General features: G+C 67.4%; 16 protein-coding genes. 11 read left to right on the top strand and 5 right to left on the bottom strand.

Features of this window, described 5'->3' with window-relative positions:
* The first annotated feature begins 1 nt into the window (after position 1).
* The 4 genes from C5B85_RS17320 (at position 2) to C5B85_RS17305 (ending at position 4,311) form a co-directional block, all read left to right on the top strand.
* Entirely contained in the window at positions 2-997 is a 996-nt protein-coding gene (locus C5B85_RS17320) for a Gfo/Idh/MocA family oxidoreductase (RefSeq protein WP_104287307.1), read from the top strand.
* A gap of 288 nt (positions 998-1,285) precedes the next feature.
* On the top strand, positions 1,286-2,263 hold the full coding sequence (locus C5B85_RS17315; protein WP_104287306.1) for a substrate-binding domain-containing protein: 978 nt from the start codon (positions 1,286-1,288) through the stop codon (positions 2,261-2,263).
* A gap of 66 nt (positions 2,264-2,329) precedes the next feature.
* Positions 2,330-3,412: an ABC transporter permease gene (locus C5B85_RS17310; protein ID WP_104287255.1), complete on the top strand. Its 1,083-nt coding sequence runs from the start codon at positions 2,330-2,332 to the stop codon at positions 3,410-3,412.
* Positions 3,412-4,311: an ATP-binding cassette domain-containing protein gene (locus C5B85_RS17305; protein ID WP_104287254.1), complete on the top strand. Its 900-nt coding sequence runs from the start codon at positions 3,412-3,414 to the stop codon at positions 4,309-4,311. Before C5B85_RS17310 ends, C5B85_RS17305 begins: the two co-directional genes overlap by 1 nt.
* Before the next feature lie 90 nt (positions 4,312-4,401).
* On the opposite strand, the gene C5B85_RS17300 is transcribed toward C5B85_RS17305, so the two are convergent.
* Positions 4,402-4,803 carry a YccF domain-containing protein gene (locus C5B85_RS17300; RefSeq protein WP_104287253.1) on the bottom strand — a complete coding sequence of 134 codons (402 nt, stop codon included), beginning with the start codon at positions 4,801-4,803 and terminating at the stop codon, positions 4,402-4,404.
* Positions 4,804-4,981: 178 nt separating this feature from the next.
* Between C5B85_RS17300 and C5B85_RS17295 the strand changes: the two genes are divergently transcribed.
* Positions 4,982-5,482, top strand: a complete 501-nt coding sequence (locus C5B85_RS17295) for a heme-degrading domain-containing protein (protein WP_104287252.1) — start codon at positions 4,982-4,984, stop codon at positions 5,480-5,482.
* A gap of 418 nt (positions 5,483-5,900) precedes the next feature.
* On the opposite strand, the gene recQ is transcribed toward C5B85_RS17295, so the two are convergent.
* From recQ to C5B85_RS17280, 3 genes are all read right to left on the bottom strand, one after another.
* On the bottom strand, positions 5,901-7,814 hold the full coding sequence (recQ, locus tag C5B85_RS17290; protein ID WP_104287251.1) for a DNA helicase RecQ: 1,914 nt from the start codon (positions 7,812-7,814) through the stop codon (positions 5,901-5,903).
* A 78-nt stretch (positions 7,815-7,892) separates the two neighbouring features.
* Positions 7,893-8,120 carry a hypothetical protein gene (locus tag C5B85_RS17285; RefSeq protein WP_104287250.1) on the bottom strand — a complete coding sequence of 76 codons (228 nt, stop codon included), beginning with the start codon at positions 8,118-8,120 and terminating at the stop codon, positions 7,893-7,895.
* 203 nt (positions 8,121-8,323) lie between these two features.
* Positions 8,324-8,626 (bottom strand): rhodanese-like domain-containing protein, encoded by a 303-nt coding sequence (locus C5B85_RS17280; protein ID WP_104287249.1) that lies wholly within the window; start codon positions 8,624-8,626, stop codon positions 8,324-8,326.
* A gap of 260 nt (positions 8,627-8,886) precedes the next feature.
* Here C5B85_RS17280 and efeU point away from each other — a divergent pair, with 260 nt between their 5' ends.
* The 6 genes from efeU to C5B85_RS17250 all read left to right on the top strand — a co-directional run bounded on the left by efeU (position 8,887) and on the right by C5B85_RS17250 (position 16,083).
* Complete coding sequence (gene efeU, locus C5B85_RS17275) at positions 8,887-9,795, top strand: iron uptake transporter permease EfeU (RefSeq protein WP_104287248.1); 909 nt, start codon at positions 8,887-8,889, stop codon at positions 9,793-9,795.
* A 73-nt stretch (positions 9,796-9,868) separates the two neighbouring features.
* Complete coding sequence (efeO, locus tag C5B85_RS17270) at positions 9,869-11,086, top strand: iron uptake system protein EfeO (protein WP_104287247.1); 1,218 nt, start codon at positions 9,869-9,871, stop codon at positions 11,084-11,086.
* A gap of 150 nt (positions 11,087-11,236) precedes the next feature.
* Positions 11,237-12,625 (top strand): iron uptake transporter deferrochelatase/peroxidase subunit, encoded by a 1,389-nt coding sequence (efeB, locus tag C5B85_RS17265; protein WP_258070882.1) that lies wholly within the window; start codon positions 11,237-11,239, stop codon positions 12,623-12,625.
* Positions 12,626-12,952: 327 nt separating this feature from the next.
* Positions 12,953-13,600, top strand: coding sequence for a hypothetical protein (locus tag C5B85_RS17260; protein ID WP_146078008.1), 648 nt, complete (start codon positions 12,953-12,955; stop codon positions 13,598-13,600).
* A gap of 111 nt (positions 13,601-13,711) precedes the next feature.
* Complete coding sequence (locus C5B85_RS17255) at positions 13,712-14,461, top strand: response regulator transcription factor (RefSeq protein ID WP_104287245.1); 750 nt, start codon at positions 13,712-13,714, stop codon at positions 14,459-14,461.
* Complete coding sequence (locus C5B85_RS17250) at positions 14,458-16,083, top strand: HAMP domain-containing sensor histidine kinase (protein WP_104287244.1); 1,626 nt, start codon at positions 14,458-14,460, stop codon at positions 16,081-16,083. Before C5B85_RS17255 ends, C5B85_RS17250 begins: the two co-directional genes overlap by 4 nt.
* Positions 16,084-16,096: 13 nt before the next feature.
* Here C5B85_RS17250 and C5B85_RS17245 read toward each other — a convergent pair whose 3' ends face one another.
* Entirely contained in the window at positions 16,097-17,563 is a 1,467-nt protein-coding gene (locus C5B85_RS17245; RefSeq protein WP_104287243.1) for an MFS transporter, read from the bottom strand.
* Positions 17,564-17,954: the final 391 nt, after the last annotated feature.

Below are 17,954 nucleotides of genomic sequence, written 5' to 3'. Positions count from 1 at the left end.
GATGCAACGATTCGCCCTCATCGGTGCTGGCTTCATCGGCGCCGTCCACGCGCAGAGCCTCGCGGCCAATCCCGACGTCGACTTCCGCTTCGTCTATGACCTCGACCAGGCCAGGGCCAAGAGTCTCGCTGACTCGCACGGTGCCGCCGCCGCTGCCTCGCTCGATCAGGTCTTCGACGCGGACGAGGTGGATGCGGTCCTGATCGCTTCCTCGACGAACAAGCATTCGGAGCACCTGCGTCTCGCGGCCGACGCTGGAATCGCCGCGTTCTGCGAGAAGCCCATCGATCTCGACCTTGAGCGGGCCCGCGAGACCGTCGCCTATGTCGAGGCGTCGGGCATCACCGCCATGGTCGACTTCAATCGCCGTTTCGACCGTGACTACTCCGAGGTGAAGAGAGTCGTGGATGCGGGGGAGATCGGCAACGTCGAGCTGGTGCAGCTCTCGAGTCGCGGGCCTTCGATGCCGCCCCTCGAGTACATCGCGGTGTCGGGCGGGCAGATGCGCGACCAGACGGTGCACTTCTTCGATCTCGCGACCTGGATCACCGGCCTCGATGCGGTGGCTGTCTCGGCGAGCGGCAGTGCGCTTGCTGAGCCAAGGGTCGCCGACTACGGCGACGTTGATACTTCGATTGCCACCGTTCGTCTTGCAAGCGGCGCCCTGGTGCAGATCGACAGCATCCGCCGATCAGGGTACGGCTACGACGAGCGCATCGAGGTGTTCGGGTCTGAGGGGCTTGTCGAGGCGAAGCGGCACCGCGCGGGCCAGGTCGCGAGGTACGGAAACGGTACGGTCACGGAGTCCGGGATGCATGCCGGCTGGTTCGAGCGCGTGCAGCCGACGTATGCGGCGGCTCTCGCCGAGTTCGTCGGGGCGCTCGAACATGGACGCGCGCCTTCTCCGTCGCTGCGCGAGGCGCTTCGAGCGCAGGCCATCGCCGAGGCTGCGACCCGATCCCTGGCGAGCGGTCGAGAGGAGCATGTGACGTACTGAGCGGCACACGCAACTGCGGCGAGACGGCGGGTGGTCGGGGTCTGATCGCCCGCTGTTTCGCGCCGTGACCGACTCGAGATGTTCGCTCGACAGAAAAAAGTTTGCTTAATACACCTGTTGAGCTATTGTCAGGACAAGTCAGTGACGTGTTCGTTGCTCTCGGACAAGGATGACCGAGCGAGCACACGTGAGTTTCTCAAGACGCCGTCCCCCAGCGGCTGTCCTGTCGAGCGCACAACTGGCGTCATCACGACATTCAAAGGAGTCTTCGTGAAGAAGAAACGTCTCATGTTCGGCCTGGCAGCGCTCGCAATGGTGCCGGTCTTTGCACTCACCGCCTGCTCCTCCACGGGCGGACGCGACACCGGAACGGCTGAAGACCCAGCTGTCGCAGGCGTCGCGGACACGCCCTCCATCAAGATCGCGATGATCACGCACGCGGCCCCAGGCGACACCTTCTGGGACATCGTCCGAAAGGGTGCCGAGACCGCAGCGGCGAAGGACAACGTCGAGCTTCTCTACTCATCCGACCCACAGGCCCCGAACCAGGCACAGCTCATCCAGCAAGCCATCGACCAGGGCGTCGACGGCATCGCCGTCACCATCGCCAAGGGCGACGCGCTCGAAGACTCCATCAAGGCCGCAGTCGATGCCGGCATCCCCGTGGTGGCCTTCAACGGCGGAAGTAAGGAGGCCTTCGAATTCGGCGCCTTCACCTACATCGGCCAGGACGAGGTCGTCGCGGGCCAGGCTGCCGGCGACAAGATCACCGAGCTCGGTTACACGAAGCCCCTCTGCATCATCCAGGAACAGGGCCACGTCGGCCTCGAAGCGCGCTGCGCGGGCATCAAGGAGAAGGTTCCGGCCACCGAGATCCTCTACGTGACCGGCACCGACATGACCCAGGTCAAGTCGACGATTTCCGCCAAGCTGCAGTCGACGCCGGACACCGACGTCGTCATCGGACTCGGCGCGCCCTTCACGCTCACGGCCATCGACTCGGTCGCAGAGACCGGATCGAGCGCCAAGGTCGCCTCGTTCGACCTCAACGCGGACCTCGCGCAGGCCATCGTCGACGGTGACGTCGTCTTCACAGTCGACCAGCAGCCCTACCTCCAGGGGTACATGGCCGTCGACTCGCTCTGGCTGCAGAACAACGGCGAGTTCGCCCTCGGAGGCGGCAAGCCCGTGCTCACCGGCCCGACAATCATCGACGAGAGCAACGCGGCAGTTGTCCTCGAAGAGGCCAAGAAGGGCATCCGCTAACCAGCGAACCACGGTCGGGACGGCTGCAACTGCGGCCGTCCCGACCCCTCACAAGGAAGTGCAGTCATGGTTCAAACCTCAACACCAACCTCAGCATCCCCCCGATCGCCAAACACCGGCGCGGCTCCCGTCAGCACCGACGAGCGCGTCGGCAAGCGGTCGCCGCTGTCCATCATCCTCGGACGCCCCGAGATGGGCGCCGTCGTCGGCGCCATCGTCGTCTTCGTGTTCTTCGCGATCGCCGCCCCTGTCTTCACGCAGGTCACCTCACTTGCGACTGTGCTCTACGGCGCCTCAACGATCGGCATCATGGCCGTCGGCGTCTCGCTGCTCATGATCGGCGGCGAATTCGACCTCTCCGCCGGCGTCGCAGTCATCTCATCGGCACTCACCGCGTCGCTCTTCAGCTGGTACTTCGCGACCAACGTGTGGGTGGGTGTGCTCATGGGGCTCGTCTTCGCCCTCATCGTCGGCTTCATCAACGGCTGGCTGCTCATCAAGACGAAGCTGCCGTCGTTCATCGTGACGCTGGCATCCTTCCTCATGCTGACAGGGCTCAACCTCGGCATCACCCGCCTCGTCGGCGGCGGCGTCTCCAGCCCAGCGATCGCCGAGATGGACGGCTTCGCGTCGGCCAAGGCCATCTTCGCGAGCGAGATCCCTGTCTTCGGGGTCAATGTCAACGTGACCGTGTTCATCTGGATCGCGCTGGTGCTCGTCGCCACGTTCATCCTCATGCGCACCAAGATCGGTAACTGGATCTTCGCGGTCGGCGGCGACGAGAACGCGGCCCGCGCCGTCGGTGTCCCGGTCACGGCCACGAAGATCGGACTCTTCATGGGCGTCGGCTTCTGCGCCTGGATCCTCGGAATGCACAACCTCTTCGCCTTCAACGTCGTGCAGTCGGGTGAGGGTATCGGCAACGAGTTCCTGTACATCATCGCGGCCGTCATCGGCGGCTGCCTCCTCACCGGCGGCTACGGCTCGGCGATCGGCGGCGCCATCGGTGCCCTCATCTTCGGCATGGCCAACAAGGGCATCGTCTACGCCCAGTGGAACCCGGACTGGTTCAAGTTCTTCCTCGGCCTCATGCTGCTGATGGCGACGATCGTGAACCTCGTCGTGAAGAAGAGGGCGGAGCAGAAGTAATGGCAACGAACCAGACAACAGCGACGGACGTGAAGCAGTCCGAGCCGCTCGAGCAGGGCGCGCACCTCATCTCGCTTCGAGATGCGGGCAAGCGCTACGGCAACATCCTCGCCCTGCAGAACGTTGACATGGACGTCGACCCGGGACGCGTCACGTGCGTGCTCGGCGACAACGGTGCCGGCAAGTCAACACTTATCAAGATCATCGCGGGACGCCACGAGCACACCGACGGCGAGTTCCTCATCGAGGGCGAGTCGGTGCACCTCAAGTCGCCCAGAGAAGCGCTCGAGCGCGGCATCGCGGCGGTCTACCAGGACCTCGCGGTCGTGCCGCTCATGCCGATCTGGCGCAACTTCTTCTTGGGGTCTGAGCTCACGAAGGGCTTCGGTCCGTTCAAGAGCCTCGACGTCGAGCAGATGAAGGAGATCACGAAGAAGGAGCTGCTCGACATGGGCATCGACCTTCGCGACGTCGACCAGCCGATCGGCCAGCTCTCCGGTGGCGAGCGGCAGTGCGTCGCGATCGCCCGCGCCGTGTACTTCGGGGCGAAGGCGCTCATTCTCGACGAGCCGACCGCGGCTCTCGGCGTGAAGCAGTCGGGCGTGGTGCTGCGCTACATCCTCGCGGCCCGCGACCGCGGGCTCGGCGTGATCTTCATCACCCACAACCCGCACCACGCGTTCCCCGTCGGCGACAGCTTCCTGCTCCTCAAGCGCGGCAAGTCGATCGGCTACTACGACAAGGCCGACATCACCCTCGACGAGCTCACGGCCCAGATGGCCGGCGGTGCCGAGCTGGAGGAGCTCGCCCACGAGCTCGAGCAGCTGGGTGGCTACACGCAGGACATCGCCGTGATCCGCGAGGTCGAGGAGGACATCCCGGAGGTTCCCGCAAAGTAAGAGGCGGGGGAGCATCCGCTGCGAGGCTCATGCGAGAACGGCCGGCGCCCACTGCGGGGTGCCGGCCGTTTCGCGCGCTCAGGATGGTCGTCAGCGCCGCGCCGTGCCGAAGGGTCCGTTGTCGCGGTCGACGACCTCCTTGCCGAGAGGCGTGAGGGAGATCGGGATCATCTTGAAGTCGGCGATGCCCATGGGGATGCCGACGATCGTGATGCACAGGGCGATGCCGGAGACGATGTGGCCGATGGCGAGCCACCATCCCGCGAGGATGAACCAGATGACGTTGCCGAGGAACGAGAAGGCGCCTGCGGTGGGCTTCGAGACGACGTCGCGGCCGAACGGCCACAGCGCGTAGAGGCCGATGCGGAACGACGCGATGGCCCACGGGATCGTGATGATCGGGATGCAGAGCAGCACGCCGGCGAGCATGTAGCCGCAGAAGAGCCAGAAGCCCGAGAGCAGGAGCCAGATGATGTTGAGGAGTGTGCGCATGCGAACAGCCTGCCGCAACTCGCGATGTATCGCGTCATACTCCAGGCTGAAGTTCGAAATGTTCGCATGTCCTGACAAAAGGGTGCTTGGGGGTCTAGGCTCGCATGAGGCGCGTTGCTGTGTCGCAGCATTCAGAGCGTCCTGCAGTCGATATCCGTCCCGCACAACGAGGTGAACAATGAGCTCCGCCACCACAACGCCATACGTCGGCTTGCCCGTCGATCAGATCCTGCAGGTCCTGCGCGCCGAAGAGCAAGAGCTCGATTTTCCGAGCTTCACGCTTGAGGACGCCTGGCAGGTCGGCACCTGGCTGCGCCACGAGTCAATCGTGCGCGGGCACAGCGTCGCTGTCTCGGTTGTGCTCGGCGGGCAGCGTGCGTTCCATGCCGCGACCCCCGGCTCCTCCGCGCGGAACGACGCTTGGCTCGCCCGGAAGTTCCGGGTTGTCGAGCACTTCGGCCATTCGACGCTCGCCGTCCGGTACACCTACGAGGCGAACGGCGAGAACTTCGCAACCGACTCCCTCCTCGACCCGCGCGAGTACGCTGCGGCGGGCGGCGGCTTCCCGATCCGCGTCGGCGGCACCCTCGTCGGGGCTGTCGGCGTCAGCGGGCTGGAGATGCACGACGACCACGCGCTCATTGTTGAGGCTCTGCGCGTCCACCGCGTCCTCTCGTAGACGCCAGACGCCAGGCGCCAGGCGCCAGACGGCAGCGGCAGCGGCAGCGGCAACGGCAACAACAACCGCGAGCGTGCAGTACTTCGACCCAGTACCTCGACCCCGGACCTAACGGCGTTGGATGAGCCGAACGGTGCCATGATCACGCTCGAGTCGCGAGCCGGCGCGCTCATCACGATCGTCAACTCGCGCCACAACACGGGCGGCCACGACCAGCGGCTGGAGGCGTTCGGTCCGAAGGGAACCGTCGCCATGCGCAACGACCACTTCGCCGGTGTCGGCGCGTGGTCGGAGGTGGGCCCGCCCGTCGAGGCTGGCTCATCGGATGGCGGCGGCGGAGTGCCCTTCTACGTGCACCGCTGCGGCAATGCCGACGTGGCCGAAGCTCCGCGCGCGGAGAAGCGGAAGGACCGCGGCGCTACTGGTCGGCGACGGCGTCGAGCACGTCGTCGGCGTAGCGCTCGAGCTTCGCCGCGCCGACGCCCGAGATCGCCGCGAGCTGCGCGTGCTGGCGCGGCTTCACCTCCGCGATCGCGGCAAGCGTTGCGTCGGTGAAGACGATGTAGGCGGGCACACCCTGCTCCTTCGCTGTCTCGGCTCGCCAGGCCCGCAGCCGCTCGAACACTTCGCGCTGCGACTCGGTGAGGGCTGCCGCTGCCGCGCTGCCACCGCCGGAGCGACCCGAATACTCGCCTCGCGTACGACGGCTGCTCGACCCCGGCGCTTTCGGCGGCTCCTTGCGGAACATGAGCTGCCGCTCGCCGCGCAGCACCGGCGCTGCCTCGCTCGTGAGTGCGAGCACACCGTACTCGCCGCGCACGGCGAGCACGCCAGCGGCCAGCAGCTGGCGGATGACGCCGCGCCACTCGGTATCGCCGAGATCCTTGCCGATGCCGAACGTCGAGAGCTCGTCGTGCTTCCACTGCGTGATCTTGTCGGTCGTCTTGCCAGTGAGGATGTCGATGAGCTGGCCGGCGCCGAATGCCTGGCCGTTGCGCTCGCGGTCGAGCCGCAGCACGGTGGAGAGCAGCTTCTGCGCAGGGATCGTGCCGTCCCACGATGCGGGAGGGGACAAGCACGTGTCGCAGTTGCCGCATGGCTCGCTCAACTGCCCGAAGTAGGCGAGCAGCTGCACGCGGCGGCACGTGACGGTCTCGCAGAGCGCGAGCATCGCATCCAGGTGCTGACTCTGCGCGCGCTTGCGCTGCGCGTCGCCCTCGCCCTCCGCGATCATGCGTCGCTGCTGAACCACGTCCTGCAGACCGTACGCGAGCCAGGCGGTCGACGGCAGGCCGTCGCGGCCCGCGCGGCCGGTCTCCTGGTAGTAGCCCTCGATACTCTTGGGCAGGTCGAGGTGCGCGACGAAGCGCACGTCGGGCTTGTCGATGCCCATGCCGAACGCGATCGTCGCCACCATGACAACCCCGTCTTCGCGGAGGAACTTCGACTGGTGCCGCGCCCGCGTCTCGGCGGGCATTCCCGCGTGGTAGCCGAGCGCGTTGACACCCTGCCCTCGCAGCCACTCGGAGATGTTCTCGACCGACTTCCGGCTGAGGCAGTAGACGACGCCGGCGTCGCCCGCGTGCTCCTCCTGGATGAGGCGCAGGAGCTGCGCCTTCGGGGTGGCCTTGGGGGAGACGCGGTACTGGATGTTGGGCCGGTCGAAGCTCGCGACGAACACCTTCGCGTCGCCGAGCACCAGCCGGTCGACGATCTCCTGGCGGGTCTCGCTTGTCGCGGTTGCTGTGAGGGCGATGCGGGGAACCCCGGGCCACCGTTCCGCGATCATGGAGAGGTTCAGGTAGTCGGGGCGGAAGTCGTGACCCCACTGCGCAACACAGTGGGCCTCGTCGATCGCGAACAGCGAGATGTTGGTGCGGCTCAGCAGATCGGTCGCGACGGGAAGGCGCTCGGGGGCCAGGTAGATGAGGTCGAGCTCGCCGGCCAGCAGCTGCCGCTCGACGTCACGGCGCTCGTCGATCGACTGTGTCGAGTTCAGGAACGCGGCCCGCACGCCGAGCTGCTCGAGCGCGCCGACCTGGTCGTGCATGAGTGCGATGAGCGGCGAGATGACAACGCCGGTTCCCTCGCGCACAAGTGCGGGCACCTGGTAGCAGAGACTCTTGCCCCCGCCTGTCGGCATGAGCACGACCGCGTCCTCGCCCGCGCAGAGCCGCTCGATGATCTGGGCCTGGTCGCCGCGGAAGTCGTCGTAGCCGAAAACCTCACGAAGCACTCGCTGCGCACGCTCGAGCAGGGTCCCTGACTCGGAGGGGGCTTCTGTCTCGTGCGTTGCGACCATGCAAGCAACCCTAGGCGCGACCGGGGACATCCGCTCCGTCATCCACAGGCCCTGGCGCGTGCATCCGCTCGCGAATGCAGAACCGGCATCACCGGCGACCCGCGAGAGCTAACGTGCTGCGCGGATGCGCGCCCCGGGCGGGTAGTACCTGAACCCGGGGATGAACAGTGGCGGCGCCGCGATGGGAACCTTGCGGCGGGGGAGCGTGTGCCCGAACGGATCCGGCTGGGCGGCCCGGTGCTGTTGCTCGAGCTGCCGCTGCGGGTCGATGCTCGGCTGCGAGGCCAGGCGGGTCGACGCATCGCGGGTGCGCGCCAGACGCCGTGGGCTGTTCACACTCCGCTCCCATCGCCGGTGATCCCGACGCGGGGCAGTGCTCGCAGTCGGGGTGGCCCCACGGTAGCGAGAATCCCCGGGCGGCACACCCGAAATCATGGGGAGAACTGCCCGTCCGGCGGGACGGTAGGCAGGTGATGCCTCGGCTCGATACGTGAACGGAGGGGAGGCGCATGCAGATGCCTTCCGGACGTGCGGTCGGGTCAGCCGCGTTCGACCGTGAGGCCAGACCCCGCCCACTCGGACATGCCGCCGAGCACGTTGACAACCGGCTTGCCCTGCTGCTCGAGGTACGTCGCCGCACGTTCGCTTCGCACGCCTGCGGCGCAGATCAGGTACACGGGGCCGTCCTCCGGCACTTCCTCGACGCGATCCACGAGCTCGCTCAGCGGCACGTTGCTCGCCCACGGGATGCGCACGGCCGAGAACTCGTCGCGCTCGCGGACGTCGATGATCGTGGCCTGCTCGCCGAGCTCCGCGAGCTGCTTGGTGTCGATGGTCTGCACGGGTGCTCCTCTTGCCTCAGGTGTGCCCGGGCGGAGGCACGGGCCGCGGACCACGGTACTTGAGTCGGCCTTGGTGCGGCGGTGGTGAAGTGACAGGTCGGTGCTCCTCGACCAGATCCGCTGGAAACTTGGCAATTCCCTGAGCGCGGGTGTATCTTCGCGAAAGGTAAGGCTTACCTGGCCTACTACGTTTGGACGCCTGGGCTATGGCTGGCCCTCACGCCCGCCGGCCCAGTCCTCTTCACGCCCAGGAATCCAGCATGCTCGGCTCTCTCCTCATCGGTCTCCGCGAAGGCCTCGAAGCCGCCCTTGTCGTCGGCATCCTCATCGCCTACGCGAGGCGCATCCAGCGCCCCGACATCGTCCGCCGCATCTGGCTCGGCGTCGCCTTCGCGGTTATCGCGTCCCTCATCCTCGGCGCTGTCCTCACGTTCGGCGCCTACGGCCTCTCGTTCCAGGCACAGGAGATCATCGGCGGCAGCCTCTCCCTCGTCGCGGTCGCCATGGTCACCTGGATGGTGTTCTGGATGCTCCGCGTCTCGAAGACCCTCAAGCACGAGCTCGAAGGACAGGTCGACCGGCACCTCGGTGGCAGTGGCTGGGGCATCGTCGCCGTCGCGTTCGTCTCCGTCGCGAGGGAAGGTCTCGAGACGGCGCTCTTCGTCTGGTCGACGACCCGCTCGGGGGACAACTGGGTGCTCGGCTTCCTCGGCGCCATCATCGGCCTACTCATCGCCGTCGGGCTCGCCTGGGCGCTCTTCCGCGGTGTTGTCCGCATCAACCTCTCCACGTTCTTCACGTGGACCGGCGCGCTCCTCATCGTCTTCGCGGCAGGCATCGTGGCCTACGCGATCCACGATCTGCAAGAGGCCGCCGTGTTGCCAGGGCCCTTCGTGGCGGCTCCGGAAGGCGCATCCGCCGCCGTTCAGGCCTGGTTCGGGGAGAACGCGTGGGCGTTCCGCATCCCGGAGATCATCCCGCCAGACGGGCTCCTCGGCGCGCTCCTCAAGGGAACCATCGGCTTCACGCCAGAGATGACCAAGCTCGAGATCTTCGCCTACTTCGCCTACCTCATCCCGACGGCAACGCTCTTCGTGCTCCGCACTCGCGCAGGACGCCGGAAAGCCACTTCGACCTCACCTCAGCCCGCGGCCACCCTCGCCCGCTAAAACCTCTCACCCTCTCAGGCCTCTCACCCTCTCAGACCTCTCACCCTCAGCAGCTCTCAGTAGAAGGACAACCATGCAACTCAAGCCACTCGCCGCCGGACTGCTCTCCGCGGCGGCCCTCGTCGCCCTCACCGGCTGCGTGCCGAACGCACCCGCTGACTCGGCCTCCTCCCTCGCCGTCTCGAGCACCGACACCGATTGCACCATCTCGGGTGCATCCGCTGCCAGCGGCCCGATCACGTTCGACGTCACGAACGACGGCGAGCGGGTCACCGAGTTCTACCTGCTCGCCGACGACGGCCTCCGCATCGTGGGCGAAGTCGAGAACATCGCGCCGGGCACGAGCCGCCAGCTCTCCGTCGTCGCGCAGCCTGGCAGCTACTTCACCGTCTGCAAGCCAGGGATGATCGGCGCCGGCATCGGCCAGACCTCCTTCGAGGTCTCCGGAGAAGCCGTCGAAGTCGCCGCCGACGACCAGGCCGCCTACGACGAAGCCGTTACGAGCTACACCGCGTACCTCCGCAACCAGGTCTCCGAGCTGGTCCCGCTCGTCGGGGAGTTCACTGCGGCCTACAAGTCCGGCGACGACGAGAAGGCCCGCGAGCTGTTCGCGGCAGCCCGCGTGCCGTACGAGCGCATCGAGCCCACCGCCGAAGCATTCGGCGACCTCGACCCGAAGGTCGACTACCGCGAGGTCGACGCTGTTGCCGAGGGCCTCGACTGGACCGGCTTCCACCGCATCGAGAAGGACCTCTGGCAGCCGCAGCCGGGCGACAAGAACTCCGACGACACCGACGCGTTCCTCGACTGGGCGCCGTCGACAACCGAAGAGCGCGCCGCCTACGCCGACCAGCTCGTCGCCGACATCCAGGAACTCGCCGACCTCGTGAACAGCGACGAGTTCGAGATCTCCATCGAAGACATCACGAACGGCGCCATCGGCCTGCTCGACGAGGTTGCGACCGGCAAGATCTCCGGTGAAGAGGACTGGTGGTCTGGCACCGACCTCAGCGACTTCAAGGCGAACGTCGAAGGCGCCGAAGTGGCGTTCGGCATCGTCGAGGACGTCGCCCGCTCCAAGGGCGAGGACGGCACCGCGACCGCCGACTCGATCAGCGCCGAGTTCACGGCGCTGAACGACCTGCTTGGCAGCTACGGCAGCTACGAGGAAGGCTTCACCAACTACCGCGACCTCACGCCAGACCAGGTTAAGGAGCTGTCCACTCAGGTGGATGCGCTGGCCGAGCCGCTCTCGCAACTCACGACCACAGTGCTCGGCCTGCAGGCGTAACCTCGGTGCCTGTCTTCGAGGCGTAGCCTCGGCCAAGCACGCTTGGTTGACTTGCGTGATGATCGGCCCGAGACGGCCCCAAAGTCGTCCTTCCGTGCCGTTTGTCACGCAAGTTGGCCATTCACAACGAAACGATCAGAAGGAGCGCCGGTGAGCGCAGGTGTGACCGGGCACGAACCCGATGGGGCGGATGCGCCTGCCGGGGCCTCGAGGTCCGGTTCGACGGCGGCCCGTCGGCCCGCTGCGGCTGACTCGGCACCAGCCGCGGGCGGTGGCCTCTCGCGCCGCGGCCTGCTCGGTTTGCTCGGCGCTGGAGCTGCTGGCATCGCCGCTGGTGGCGCCGGTGGCTACGGCATCGCCGCCTCGACCGGCGCGGGTTCCACGTCGCATGTGGGCAGCGGCACCCAGTACCCCTTCAACGGTGAGCACCAAGCCGGAATCGTCACGCCCGCGCAGGACCGCCTCCACTTCGCGACGTTCGACGTTCGCGAGGGCACTACGCGCGAGGAACTCGTCGAGCTGCTGCAGGACTGGAGCTACGCGTCGTCCCGCCTCGTGCAGGGCCTCGACGTCTCCGCGTCTGGCGCCGTCGGCGGCTCGCCGCTTGCCCCGCCGGACGACACCGGCGAAGCCATGGGGCTGCCGCCGTCTGCGCTCACCGTCACGTTCGGGTTCGGGCCGACGCTCTTCGTCGACGGCGAGGGCGTCGACCGCTTCGGGCTCGCGAGCAAGCAGCCGGCGAAGCTCACGCAGCTCCCGCGGTTCTCGGGGGACGCGCTCGAGAGCGAGCTCTCCGGCGGGGACCTGTGCATCCAGGCTTGTGCAGACGACCCGCAGGTCGCGGTGCACGCCATCCGCAACCTGACCCGCATCGGCTTCGGGCGGGTCATCCTCCGCTGGTCGCAGCTCGGCTTTGGGCGCACCTCGTCGACGTCCACGAGCCAGGCCACGCCGCGCAACCTGTTCGGCTTCAAGGACGGCACGGCCAACGTCAAGGCCGAGGAGACAAGCGCCACCGCCGAGCACGTGTGGGTCGCCCCCGGCGACGGGGCCGACTGGCTTGCCGGGGGCTCGTACCTGGTGGCTCGGCGCATCCGCATGATGATCGAGTCGTGGGACCGCGTGCGGCTCGAGGAGCAGGAGCAGATCATCGGCCGCGACAAGCGTGTCGGCGCCCCGCTCAGCGGCGGCGAGGAGTTCACGGAGCCGGACTTCGCGGTCGAGAGCAGCACCACGTTCGGGCAGCCCGCGATCGATGCGAGTTCGCACGTCGCCCTCGCCCACCCAGCGAGGAACGCGGGGGCGCGTCTCCTGCGTCGTGGCTACAACTTCGTCGACGGCAACGACGAGCTCGGCCGACTCAACGCTGGCCTCTTCTTCCTCTCCTACCAGCGCGACCCCGAGCAGTTCATCCGCGTGCAGCAGTCGCTTGGCACCGACCTCCTCAACGAGTACATCAAGCACACCGGCAGTGGCATCTGGGCGATCCCGCCAGGAGCCCGAGAGGGCGGCTACGTGGGGGAGACGCTCTTCCGCTAGCAAGGACCCGTCGAGCCTGCGGCGCTCCAGGCTATCCGCGAACGGATACGCCGTATTGCGACCCTTTTGCGCGATCGGCAGTGCCATCTGGCGATGCGAAAGCAAGTTTCTTTAGCGTCATCGAGTGTTACTGCCAATCGCGGCATGGGCGAGCGTCGTCCACTGCGCACGCGCTTGGCCCTCCTCGATCGGGGCCCCATGCCTGAATCCCTGCCCTCAGCTTCCGGTTCCACGTCACGTCGCCAAGTGCTCACGGCGACAGCTTGGGCCGTGCCAGTGATTGCGGCCGCGGTCGCGGTGCCCAGCGCGTCCGCGTCTCCTTGTACCTTGACGTACCCGGGGCAGGTCCGCTTCCAAAGTACCGGTGCCGGGGCCGCCAATGCCGTCAACTACACGCCTGGAACAACAACGACGACTGGTTCTGCGAGCGTGGCGCTCGCCGGTGCTGCCGCCTCCGTGGGCAACGTCGGCGTGAGCTTCGCGACCACGCTCGTTGGGGGAGCCTATGCACTGAACGCAGCGAATCTTAGGCTCGCTACCCCGACTGTCGCGGGTGGCGCCACGGGCACGAACGCTCGCCTTGCCCTCCAGCAGACTTCGTCTGCCTCGACGACGACACCGCGCGGACAAGCGACGACGATTTCGTTTGATCGGCCCGTACAGAACCTGTCCTTCACGATCTACGGGTTCACGCGATCCACGGCCACCTACAACGACGCGGCCTACATCACGAGTGCTGCCACATTCACGAGGAGTGGGCAGGGATCGCAGATCGCGGGCGTCGGAACGTCCGTGTCGCCGTGGACGACGAACACGGTGAATTCCGAATCTGGCCAGACGACAACGGCAAATTCGGTGACCGTCACCTTTGTGGGGCCAGTGAGCTCCTTGGTCATCAATTACTACTCCGCGGGAGGTTCGGGAGGAGCGCAGGCGATCTTCCTAGGAAATATGGCATTCACCGCAGGCTGCTAGCCGAGTCCTCTACCGCTGGGCCGCAGAGATCGGGGGCTCCCCCGTACTCCGACACAAACAGGTCACAGGCGCCTCATAGGCTCTCCATAGATCAAAGGGGAGACTAGAGGCATGCCTGCAACCGACCAGTCGAGCTCGCGGCTCGGCCCGATGCTCAAGGCGGCCGACGGGTCCGCCATCCGAGTGCTTGTCGTCGACGACGAACCCTCGCTCACCGACCTCCTCAGAATGGCGCTCCGCTACGAGGGTTGGGAGGTCCGCACCGCCGCGGACGGGGCATCCGCGATCAAGGTCGCACGCGAGTTCAAGCCGCACGCCGCCGTGCTCGACATCATGTTGCCCGACACCGACGGGCTCACCCTGCTGCACCGCATCCGCGCCGACGACGAGACGCTGCCGGTACTGTTCCTCACCGCGAAGGATGCGCTCGCCGACCGACTCGCGGGCCTCACCGCCGGCGGGGACGACTACGTCACCAAGCCTTTCAGCCTCGAAGAGGTCATCGCGCGAGTGCGCGGCCTCGTGCGGCGCTCCATGCTCACGCAGGGCGGCGCGAACGACCCCGTGCTGCGCGTCGGCGACCTCAGCCTCGACGAGGAGAGCTACGAAGTGCGCCGCGGCGACGACCTTATCGAGCTCACCGCCACGGAGTTCGAGCTGCTGCGCTTCCTCATGCGCAACCCCCGACGCGTGCTGTCGAAGGCGCAGATCCTCGACCACGTGTGGAGCTACGACTTCGGCGGGCGCGAGACCGTCGTCGAGCTGTACATCTCCTACCTGCGCAAGAAGGTGGATGCTGGCCGCGAGCCGATGATCAGCACCGTGCGCGGTGTGGGGTACATGCTCAAGGCCGCGGAATGAGCCCGGCCGGGGGCGCGTCCGGTTCGGCCCCTGGCGCATCCGCCCAGGCTGGGCCTGTCTCCCAGACCGCGCCTATCTCCCAGGCCGCGCCTGTCTCCCAGGGCGTACCTGTCTCGCCGGCTGGCGCGCGCGATCGCGCCCCGCTCACCCTTCGGCGTCGACTCGTGCTCGGGCTCGTCGCGACCCTGGTCATCGTGACCGCCATCATCGGTGCCGTCAGCGTGACGCTGCTGCACAACGTGCTCGTGGACAGGCTCGATCAGCAGCTCTCGTCGGCGAGCGACCGTGGGCGGGAGGGGGCAGGCGGGCCGGGAGGCTCCGGGGGGCCGCTCTCGATCACCCCGAACGCCACGTTCGTGCTGAAGCTGCCAGGGCAGGCGGAAGGGACCGTCGGCGCGGTCATCGACGACGGCACGGTCATCTCGGCCGGCGCGCTCAACAGTCTCGGCGAGGTCGTTCTGATCTCGGAGAGCATCGCGGAGTCGCTCGCGACCGTCCCGCAAGATGGCAAGGCGCATACGGTGAGCGTCGACGGCATCGGCGAGGTTCGTGCCCAGGCGAGCGAAGGCCCGGCCGGGTACGGCGTCGTCATCGCGCTGCCGCTCGGAGACGTGAACGCGACCACGACCACGCTGAGCCTCATGATCGCGCTCATCGGTCTGCTCGGCATCGCCCTCGCGGCGCTCTTCACGTCTCGCTGGATTCGCGCATCCATGGCCCCGCTCGAGCGGGTGGAGCACCTCGCGACGAGCATCTCGAAGCTGCCGCTCACCTCGGGTGACGCGGCCCTCGACGTGCGCGTCGAGCCGCGCGACGCCGACCCGCGCACTGAGGTCGGCCGCATGGGGCAAGCGTTCAACACGATGCTTGGGCACATCTCAAGAGCCTTCACGGCGCGGGAGGCAAGCGAGGCGAAGATGCGGCAGTTCGTCGCGGATGCGAGCCACGAACTCCGCACACCCCTCGCGTCGATTCGCGGCTACTCGGAGCTGACGCGTCGCAGTCGCGCCGAGTTGCCCGAGGACACGGCGCGGGCGCTCGAGCGCATCGACTCGGAGTCCGTGCGCATGACGGCCCTGGTCGAGGAGCTCCTGCTGCTCGCCCGGCTCGACGAAGGTGTGGAAACCGAGCACCGCACCGTCGACCTGTCGCTCATCGCGCTCGAGTCGATCGGCGACGCCCACGCCGCCTGGCCTGATCACAAATGGAACCTCGATATCCCTGGCGTCGCCATCGAGGTCACCGGCGACGAGGCGCAGCTGCGTCGGGTTGTCTCGAACCTGCTCGCCAACGCCAACGCGCACACTCCGGCAGGTACGAACGTCTCGCTGACGCTCGGTGTCGACCGCGGGGAAGCGGTGCTGAGCGTGGCCGACGACGGGCCGGGCATCGACCCCGGCGTGCTCGAGCACCTCTTCGAGCGCTTCGTGCGCGGCGACGTGTCGCGCACTCGCGGCGAGACGGAGGCGAGCTCCGTCCCGGTCACGCGAGGCACGGGCCTCGGCCTCTCGATCGTCAAGAGCGTCGTGGATGCGCACGGCGGCACGATCTCCGTCGACAGCCGGCCAGGCTCCACGCGCTTCACGGTGCGCCTCCCGTCGGCTGCGCCCGCCCGAGGGTGAGGCGTGCCCGCGCCTACACGACGACGGGCGCCTGGCCTGCCCGCTCGGGTGCATCCTGGAACGCTGTCTTCGGCACGAAGCAGAGGGCGATCGCAGCCGCGACTGCGGTGAGGCCGCACACGGTCCACACGGTGAAGTAGCCGGCGAGGGACCCGGCCGTGCCCTCGGCCGCGGCGGGTGCATTCGCCAGCGTGCCGAGCAGGGCGATGCCGAACACGCACGACGCGATGGCGCCGCCGAGCGTCTTCACCGAGTTGGTCAGTCCGGTCGCGACGCCCGTCTGCGCTGCCGGGGCGGCGGCAGCGGCGGCGGAGGGCAGGGCTGCGACCAGCGCCCCGGAACCGATTCCCGCGATGACCATGTTGGTGACCGCCTGCAGGAAGCCGTCATGGAACGGGAGGAACAGCAAGTATCCGGTCGCGACGAGTCCGCTCGCGCCGATCAGTGCGATGCGGGGCGCCAGGAGCTTCGTGACCTGCCCGTAGAGCAGGGCCCCGACGACCATCGACAGCACGTACGAGCCGATCAGGATCGACGTCTGGCCAGCGGATGCACCCAGCCCGTACCCGTACACGCTCGGGTCAGTGCGCGCGAACGTCGACAGGGGTGCCTGCGCGCCGAGGACGCTCACGCCGAAGAGCCCGGCCGTTAGGAACACTGGCCACAGCGCCGACGAGCGGAAAAGGCGCACGTCGATGAGGGGATCCGGCTGGCCAAGCTCGACGCGCGCGAAGACAGCGAGCAGCGCGAGGCCGAGCACCACGATCAGCCAGGAGAACAGGTCGGCAGGTCCGTTGACGCGAAGCAGGCTGAGGCCCCCCGTGAACGAGACGAGGGCGAAACTGAGGAGCAGGAGACCGGGGTAGTCGAGCTTGCCACCCACCGGGTTGGGGGCCTCCCTCACGCCGAACAGGATCACGAAGAAGCAGATCGCGACGGCAACTGCCGGGATCAGGAGGAGCACCTGCACAGGCAGGGCTTCGGCGAGCGCTCCTGCGCTCAGAGCTCCCGCGATGGCGCCCAGCTGCAGTGCGGCGACGAGCACTCCGGCCGCGGTGCGCGTGAGCCTCGCCGAGCCCGGTCGCTCGCGCGTGCGCGACCAGATGAGCGCGATCTCGATCGGGAGCCAGATGACGTAGAAGCCCTGCAAGGCCCACGCGACGAGAAACATCCAGAACTCCTGCGCGAACACGAGCCCGAACGACGCGAGGGCCGTGACTGCCGTCGAGACGAGCAGCACCTTGCGCTGGCCGAGCATGTCGCCGAGTTTGGCGAGCACGGGAACTACGAGCGCGGACAGCATGAGCTGCGCTCCCTCGAGCCAGTTGACGTCGGCGTCGTGGATGCCGAGGTGCCGCGCGATGTCGGTGAGCAGCGGCGTGTAGTACCCCTGCAGGATCCCGCTCGTGAACTCGACGAACGCGAGGAACCCGACGATGCCCGCAATGGAAGCGAAGCCGGTGGAGCGGAGACGGTGCACTGTGGTGCCTTTCCTCGGGCGGGACTTCGCATGCGGGGTGCGGTACGTGCGCTGGTGGGCAGCGCCGGGGTGGTGCGGCGTGGGGCGGTGTTTTTGCGGTGTGGAGCATCTTGCCGGGCGGCTGCGCCGCCACCCGTCGTTCTCGGTGACATCACTGTACTGCCGCGCCGCGCCTGGGCCTACCAATTGGTTTGCTCCGACTCGTTGTGATTTTTGCTCGGCCTGGTTGTCAATTTAAGGGCGAGTTGGAATGCGCGGAGCCGCGAGGGCGCTCGAGGCTCCTGCTACCAGGCGGGTCCGGAGTGGTGGGTGTTCCCGTGCCGGGGCACTTCGCCCTTAAATTGGCGGGGGAGGCGCGGGAACACCCACCACTCCGGACCCGCCTGGTAGC

It is taken from the genome of Pseudoclavibacter sp. AY1F1 (assembly GCF_002931075.1).
Taxonomy (GTDB): domain Bacteria; phylum Actinomycetota; class Actinomycetes; order Actinomycetales; family Microbacteriaceae; genus Pseudoclavibacter.
Note: the sequence above shows the minus strand (reverse complement) of the source record. Positions and strands in the feature narration are given on the sequence as shown.